The sequence below is a fragment of the Agromyces albus genome (genome assembly GCF_004134825.1).
GTDB lineage: Bacteria > Actinomycetota > Actinomycetes > Actinomycetales > Microbacteriaceae > Agromyces > Agromyces albus.
Window position 1 is genome coordinate 1 of the sequence record NZ_SDPN01000046.1, and the last position, 7,458, is coordinate 7,458.

The window sequence follows — 7,458 nt, forward strand, 5'->3', positions numbered from 1 at the left end:
GCCGCCGACCTCGTGCCGCCGATGCCGGCCGCCTCCGACGCCGACCACGACCTCGACGTCGCCCCCGCGTCGGATGCCGGCGCGTCCGTCGTGGCGACTCCCGCCGGCCTCTCGACGGGTGCCCCCGAGCGTCCGCGGTCCACGCCGCCGGTGCGCAAGCTCGCGCGCGACCTCGGCATCGAGCTCGAGCAGGTGACGGGCACGGGGGAGCGCGGGTTGATCACGCGTGCCGATGTCGAGCTCGCGGCATCCGGCAGCCACCCCTCTCCGCCTACCGAAGAGCCGCGTGACGCCGGAGCGGCCCGGCCGGCGGAGACGAGGATCCCCATCCGGGGCGTGCGCAAGCACACCGCGGCCGCGATGGTGCGGAGCGCCTTCACGGCACCGCACGTCACCGAGTTCCTCACGGTCGACGTGACGGGCACGATGGAGCTGCTCCGCGGCATCCGCGACGACCGCGCATTCGCCGGCCACAAGGTCACGCCCCTCGCCGTCGTCGCGAAGGCGCTCTGCATCGCCGCCCGGCGCACGCCCGAGGTCAACGCGCGCTGGGATGAGCAGGCGCAGGAGATCGTGCAGTACGCCGGCGTCAACCTCGGCATCGCCGCCGCGACCGAGCGCGGACTCGTCGTTCCGAACATCAAGGGCGCCGAGCGGATGACCCTCATCGAGCTCGCCGACGCCGTCACCGCTCTCGCCGAGACCGCACGAGCTGGCCGTACCGGCCCGGCCGACCTCAGCGGCGGCACGATCTCGATCACGAACATCGGGGTCTTCGGCATCGACGCGGGCACGCCGATCCTGAATCCGGGGGAGGCTGCGATCCTCGCGATGGGCGCCGTGCGCCGGCAGCCGTGGGAACACAACGGCGAGATCGCGCTGCGCGAGATCATGACCTTGAGTCTCTCGTTCGACCACCGGCTCGTCGACGGGGCGCAGGGATCCCGGTTCCTCGCCGACATCGGATCGATCCTGCGCGAGCCGGGTCTCGCGCTCACCATGGCGTGAACCGCCGATCGGCGGGAGGATGGGTGCATGGACGGACCCAGCATCCTCTCGCCGACGGACACGACCGAAGATCTCGACGGCACCGCGTTCCGGCACGCCCAGAATCACCTCGTCGGCGCGTTCACGACGGCGGACTTCCGCAGCGCGGTGCGCCTGCTCGATGCGGTCGCCGTGGTGGCCGACGAATTGAACCATCACCCCGACGTGCGGCTGGGGTGGGGGCGCGTCGAGTTCGCACTGTCGTCGCATGACGTCGGCGGGGTGACTCCACGCGACGTCGAACTGGCGCTCCGCATCGGGGAGCTCGCCGATCAGCTCGGCGCAACGGCCGAGTAGCACTGCGAGCCGGCGCCGTCGAGTCGCTCGGCCCCCGGTTCAGTCGAGCCGGTAGATCCGTTCCTCGACCTCGGTGCCGCGCGCGTTCGCGAAGCCCACCTCGGTGCCGACCTGGCGGAATCCGAGCTTCTCGAGCACGGCGATCGAACCCGCATTGTCGGCCGCGACGCGAGCTCGCACCGGCCGCTCGCCGAGCGCTTCGAGGAAGAGCCGGATCGCCCGCGTGGCGATGCCCTCGCCCCAGTGTTCGGGGTCGATCCAGACGGTGATCTCGGGCGTGCCGTCCTCGAACCAGCGGGCGGCGCTGCCCACGATCGCTCCGTCGGCGCGAATGGTGCGCGCATCGACGCCGGGATCGTCGATGAGGCGTCGCCAGTGCGCGTCGAACGTCGCGCGATCCGTCGGGTCGGGAACGGTGAATGCGGCCATGCGCACCGCCTCCTCGTGCTGCCCGAACGCGAACAGTGCATCGAGATCCCCGGCGCGGGTCGCGCGCAGGGTCACGACATGAGGCTCGCCCATGCCATCTCCTCCAGGATGCCGCGGATGGTGCCGTCGGCCGGTCGGCGCCCAGGGATGCGGGCGCTGTGCGGAGTGGAGTTCAGGAGTCCGAAGGCGGCGTGTGCCCGGAACCTGAGCTCCGTCTCGGCCCGATCGGGCCGGAGTCTGGAGAGGGTGTCGACCCAGTGCTCGACGTAGCGGCGCTGGAGGAGCCGCACCTCGTGACGGGCGCCACGATCGAGCTGCTCGAGTTCGCGGTCCTGCACGACGATGACATCGGCCTCGCGGAGCGAGAACTCGACGTGGAACCGGATGAGCGAGCGGAGCGCGTGAGCGGCGTCGGGCGCCTCGCCAAGCACGCGCTCGGCGCCGTCGAGGAGCGACTGGCTCGCCCCCTGGAGGATCGCGGCGAGCACCGCGGCCTTGCCGGGGAAGTGCCGGTACACGGCCGGGCCGCTCACGCCGACGGCGGCGCCGAGGTCTTCGATCGTGACACCCGCGTAGCCCCGCTCGGCGAAGAGGGTCGCCGCGGCGGCGAGGATCGCCGCGCGGCGATCGGCCTTCTGGCGGCTCCGCTCGGTGCGGGGCAGCTCGGCGTCGGCCACCGTGTCGTACGGTTCGAGGGTGCTTGCCATTGCGGTGAGTGCTCGCTAACATCGGGAATCGAGTTAGTGCACACTAACCGAAATGGCGTGCCGGGCACAAGGGGCACGCCGTCGACGGAGACAGGCGGAGCGGATTTGATTCTCAACACGGGCATCGAGCCCACGAGCGAGTCCGCCCGGCGCAACGCCGACGATCACGCCGGCCTCGTGCGTGAGCTGCGTGAGAAGCTCGCCGTCGCTGCGCTCGGCGGCCCCGAATCCTCCCGCGAACGGCACGTCGCTCGCGGAAAGCTCCTGCCGCGCGACCGGGTCGATCGCCTCCTCGACGAGGGAAGCCCCTTCCTCGAGCTCTCACCGCTCGCGGCCGACGGCATGTACGACGGCGACTCGCCGGGCGCCGGCATCATCACGGGCATCGGCCTCGTGCACGGCCGCGCCGTCATGGTCGTGTGCAACGACGCGACCGTCAAGGGTGGCACGTACTACCCGATGACCGTGAAGAAGCACTTGCGTGCGCAAGAGGTGGCGAAGGAGCACCGCCTGCCGTGCGTCTACCTCGTCGACTCGGGTGGCGCGTTCCTGCCGCTGCAAGACGAGGTGTTCCCCGACCGCGAGCACTTCGGCCGCATCTTCTTCAATCAGGCGCAGCTCTCCTCCCTCCGCATTCCGCAGCTCGCCGCGGTGCTCGGCTCGTGCACGGCGGGTGGCGCCTACGTGCCCGCGATGAGCGACGAGAGCGTCATCGTGCGCAACCAGGGCACGATCTTCCTCGGCGGCCCGCCGCTCGTGAAGGCCGCGATCGGGGAGGTCGTGACACCCGAGGAGCTCGGCGGCGGCGACCTGCACTCCCGGGTCTCGGGCGTCACCGATCACCTCGCCGACGACGACGAGCATGCGCTCGAACTCGTGCGCGACATGATCGCGACCCTGCCGGCGCCGCCGACCCGGGCGTGGTGCGTGCGCGAGCCGCGCCCGCCCGCCGTCGACCCGGCGGGGCTCACGGCAGCGGTCCCGGTCGACGTGCAGCAGCCGTACGACGTTCGAGAGGTCATCGCGAGGCTCGTCGATGCGAGCGAGTTCACCGAGTTCAAGCCCGAATACGGCGACACGCTCGTGACCGGGTTCGCGCACCTCGACGGCCACCCCGTCGGCATCGTCGCGAACAACGGCGTGCTCTTCAGCGAGTCGGCCATGAAGGGCGCGCACTTCATCGAGCTCTGCGACCAGCGCGGCATCCCGTTGCTCTTCCTGCAGAACATCTCGGGCTTCATGGTCGGCCGCGATGCCGAGGCGGGCGGCATCGCGAAGCACGGGGCGAAGATGGTCACCGCGGTCGCGACGACGAGGGTTCCCAAGCTCACCGTCGTGATCGGCGGCTCGTTCGGAGCCGGCAACTACTCGATGTGCGGCCGGGCCTACTCGCCGAGGTTCCTGTGGATGTGGCCGAACGCGCGCATCTCGGTGATGGGCGGCGAGCAGGCCGCATCCGTGCTCTCGACCGTGAAGCGCGACCAGCTCGCGGTGCGCGGCGAGGAGTGGACGGATGCCACGGCCGAGGAGTTCATGGCGCCGATCCGCGAGCAGTACGAGACGCAGGGCAGTCCATACCATTCGACGGCGAGACTCTGGGACGACGGCATCATCGACCCCGCCGACACCCGCACGGTGCTCGCCCTCGCCCTCGAGCTCGCGAGCCGCACGCCGCTGCCCGAGCCGGCGTTCGGCCTCTTCAGGATGTGATGCGGCTCACGATCCCGACGCCGCTGCGGCGCGCGTGACCAGGCGTACGGCTTCCTCGACGCCGCCGTTCCACGGCGTGCCGTGGCCGGGCAGGACCCACGTGACATCGAGGCCCTCGAGGCGCCGAAGCGAGGCGATCGCGGTATCGGGATCGTCGGTGAACGGGGCAGGCTGCGGCCCGTCGGCGCCCGTCAGCACGTGACGCGTGGTGAGCGCATCGCCGACGAAGACGGCGTCGGCCACGGGAACGTGGATCGCGATGCTGCCGGGGGAGTGGCCGGGCATGGAGATCACGCGCGGAGCACCGGGCAGGTCGAGCACGTCGCCGTCGTGGACGTCGACGACCTCGGCGAGCGGCGTGGTTCGCAACCCGTTCTTCGTCATGGCGTACCAGAGGAATCGCGCCGTGGCACCGAGCTTCACGTGCCCCCACCCGGGCTTCGTCGAGACCTCGCCGCGCGCACGGGCGGCGTCGGCCTCGTGTACGTGCACCGGCACGCCGTGGTCGCGGCGGAGGCGTTCGGCGAAGCCGATGTGGTCGCTGTCGCCGTGGGTGAGCACGACGCCGCGCACGTCGTCGAGCGAGCGGCCCATCGCGGCGAGTTCGGCGGTCAGCTCCTTCCACTGCCCGGCCATCCCGGCGTCGATGAGGGTGACGCCTTCGGGGGTGTCCACGAGGTAGACGGCGACGATGTCGTTGCCGATGCGGTGGAGGGAGGGGCCGAGCTTCATCAGGTGGGTTCTCGATTCAGTGACGGGGGAGTGATGGCTATGCTACATAGCTATCATGGCTACGGTCAATAGCCTAGAGTGGATCGAGGAACGGAGCACCCATGCCGACACCGGAACGCACCTCGCTCGACGGAATCGTGAGCGCCGGGCGCGCCCTGCTCGAGTCCGACGGGCTCGACCGTCTCACGATGCAGGCCGTCGCGGCGCGAGTGGGGGTTCGCGCGCCATCGCTCTACAAGCGGGTGCGAAACCGTGACGAGCTCATCGGCCTGATCGCCCATGCCACGCTCCGCGAGCTCGCGACGCGCCTCGAAGGGGCGGTGAACGAGGCGGCCGACGATCCTCGAACCGAACTCCGGCAGCTCGCCGGCGTCGCTCGCGACTTCGCGCACGAGCGGCCGGCGGGATTCCGCCTCATCTTCGGCGCCGAAGTGCGCCTCGACGAGGCGTCGCTCGCTGCCTCGAGCGCACCGGTGCTGCGAGTGGCCGCGGCGCTCGCGGGGGAGCGCGACGCGCTCCATGCCGCGCGAACCTTCACGGCCTGGCTCAACGGATTCGTGAGCATGGAGCTTGCCGGCGCCTTCCGGCTCGGGGGCGACGTCGAGCACGCCTTCGAGTACGGCGTCGCGCGCATCGCGGACGCGGTGGCGAGCCCGGCCGGCGGCTGAGTCGGACTCCGCACCCGGCGGGCGCGCCCTTGTCATTCCAGTTAGCGAGCACTAACATCGATTCCAGTTAGTGTGCGTTAACTGATGGTGCGCACGTCGATCCCGCAGAGAGGCGGATGCACAGCATGGCCCAGGCGTCGCGCCCGTTCGAACGAGTGCTCGTCGCGAACCGCGGCGAGATCGCCGTGCGCGTCATCCGCACGTTGCGCCGCCTCGGCATCCGCGCGATCGCCGTCTACTCCGATGCCGACGCCGATGCGCCGCACGTGCTCCTCGCCGACGAAGCGGTGCGCATCGGCCCGGCGCCGGCCGCGCAGAGCTATCTCGACCCTGAGCGCATCATCGCAGCCGCAGTCGCAACCGGCGCAGAGGCCGTGCATCCCGGCTATGGGTTCCTCTCCGAGCACGCGGGGTTCGCCCGGGCCTGCCGCGACGCCGGCATCGTCTTCGTGGGTCCCGGCGACGAGGCTCTCGAGATCATGGGCGACAAGATCAGCGCGAAGCGGCACGTCGAGGCATCCGGCGTCCCCATCGTGCCGGGGGTCGCCGATGCGGCCCTCGACGACGCGGCCCTGCTCACTGCAGGTGAGGCGGTCGGCTTTCCGCTGCTCGTGAAGCCGTCGGCGGGCGGCGGCGGCAAGGGCATGCAGGTGGCCAGAGACACGGCAGAGCTCGCCGCGGCGATCCCGGCTGCCCGGCGGATCGCGACGGCGGCATTCGGTGACGACACGCTGCTGCTCGAGCGGCTCATCGAGCGCCCCCGGCACATCGAGGTGCAGGTGCTCGCCGATTCCGCAGGCGCCGTGATCCACCTCGGAGAGCGCGAGTGCTCACTGCAGCGCCGCCACCAGAAGGTCATCGAGGAGGCACCGTCCGCGTTGCTCGACGAGACGACCCGCAGCCGCATCGGCGCTGCGGCGTGCGACGCGGCCCGGAGCGTCGGCTACCTCGGCGCCGGCACCGTCGAGTTCCTGGTGTCGGATGCCGCCCCCGACGAGTTCTTCTTCATCGAGATGAACACGCGCCTCCAGGTCGAGCACCCCGTGACCGAGCTCGTCACCGGCGTCGACCTCGTCGAGCAGCAGCTGCGGATCGCCGCAGGGGAGCCACTGGCGCTCGCGCAACACGAGGTGCGCCTCACCGGCCACGCGATCGAGGCGAGGCTCTACGCGGAGTCGCCGCACCGAGGCTTCCTCCCGTCGACGGGCGAGGTGCTCGTCTGGCGCGAGCCCGAGGGCGACGGCATCCGCGTCGATGCGGGGGTGCGAGCCGGCCAGGAGGTCACCGCCCACTACGACCCGATGCTCGCCAAGGTCATCGCGCACGGCGCCGACCGCGCCGAGGCGATCGAGCGGCTCGACCACGCGCTCGCCGATATCGTCGTGCTCGGTGTCGACACCAACATCGGCTTCCTCCGGCGGCTGCTCGCCGAGCCTGCTGTGCGAGTGGGCCACCTCGACACGGGGCTCATCGACCGGATGCCCGAGGCGAGCGTGTCCGACCCGTCGCCCGCACTCCTCGAGCCCGCCGCGAGGTGGATCGCACGACGCGACGAACTCGAGCGCACCGAGGCAGCCAGCCACGGCCCCACCGCCTGGCGTTCGGCCACCGGATGGCGCCCGGGCGTCGGCCGCGCGCCGATGGTGCTGCTCGCCCCCCGCGACCACCCACGCGAGCCCCGGCCCGTCGACGCCGCGCCCACCGACGAGCAGGGCGACCAGCGGGCGATCGTGGCCGAGGATACCGACGGAGCGGTGTGGGTGCACCGTGCCGGTGAGACGGCAGCGTTCCTGCGAGTCGACCGGCGCGCCCACGCTGAACTGCGGCGCGCGGGCGTCGAGCGCGGCGCGCTCGCCGCCGACCCCGAG

8 protein-coding genes are annotated in these 7,458 nt (G+C 71.3%); 5 read left to right on the forward strand and 3 right to left on the reverse strand.

Annotated features, from left to right (window positions below; translation table 11 throughout):
- Window positions 1–1,008, forward strand: a 1,008-nt coding sequence (locus ESP51_RS17350; protein ID WP_164990580.1) for a dihydrolipoamide acetyltransferase family protein, incomplete at its 5' end; no start/stop codon positions are given.
- Window positions 1,009–1,035: 27 nt separating this feature from the next.
- On the forward strand, window positions 1,036–1,344 hold the full coding sequence (locus ESP51_RS17355; protein ID WP_129522152.1) for a 4a-hydroxytetrahydrobiopterin dehydratase: 309 nt from the start codon (window positions 1,036–1,038) through the stop codon (window positions 1,342–1,344).
- 39 nt (window positions 1,345–1,383) lie between these two features.
- Here ESP51_RS17355 and ESP51_RS17360 read toward each other — a convergent pair whose 3' ends face one another.
- Both ESP51_RS17360 and ESP51_RS17365 read right to left on the reverse strand, forming a co-directional pair.
- Window positions 1,384–1,866 (reverse strand): GNAT family N-acetyltransferase, encoded by a 483-nt coding sequence (locus ESP51_RS17360; protein WP_129522153.1) that lies wholly within the window; start codon window positions 1,864–1,866, stop codon window positions 1,384–1,386.
- Window positions 1,845–2,480, reverse strand: a complete 636-nt coding sequence (locus ESP51_RS17365) for a TetR/AcrR family transcriptional regulator (RefSeq protein ID WP_129522154.1) — start codon at window positions 2,478–2,480, stop codon at window positions 1,845–1,847. The genes ESP51_RS17360 and ESP51_RS17365 overlap by 22 nt, the downstream gene beginning before the upstream one ends.
- 123 nt (window positions 2,481–2,603) lie before the next feature.
- Between ESP51_RS17365 and ESP51_RS17370 the strand changes: the two genes are divergently transcribed.
- The gene (locus ESP51_RS17370; protein WP_277871091.1) at window positions 2,604–4,190 is read left to right on the forward strand and encodes a carboxyl transferase domain-containing protein; all 1,587 of its coding nucleotides are present in this window, start codon (window positions 2,604–2,606) and stop codon (window positions 4,188–4,190) included.
- 6 nt (window positions 4,191–4,196) lie between these two features.
- Here ESP51_RS17370 and ESP51_RS17375 read toward each other — a convergent pair whose 3' ends face one another.
- Window positions 4,197–4,922, reverse strand: a complete 726-nt coding sequence (locus tag ESP51_RS17375) for an MBL fold metallo-hydrolase (protein WP_129522156.1) — start codon at window positions 4,920–4,922, stop codon at window positions 4,197–4,199.
- 101 nt (window positions 4,923–5,023) lie between these two features.
- On the opposite strand from ESP51_RS17375, the gene ESP51_RS17380 reads away from it, so the two are divergent.
- Entirely contained in the window at window positions 5,024–5,590 is a 567-nt protein-coding gene (locus tag ESP51_RS17380) for a TetR/AcrR family transcriptional regulator (RefSeq protein WP_129522157.1), read from the forward strand.
- 125 nt (window positions 5,591–5,715) lie between these two features.
- Window positions 5,716–7,458, forward strand: a 1,743-nt coding sequence (locus ESP51_RS17385) for an acetyl-CoA carboxylase biotin carboxylase subunit (protein WP_241843237.1), incomplete at its 3' end; no start/stop codon positions are given.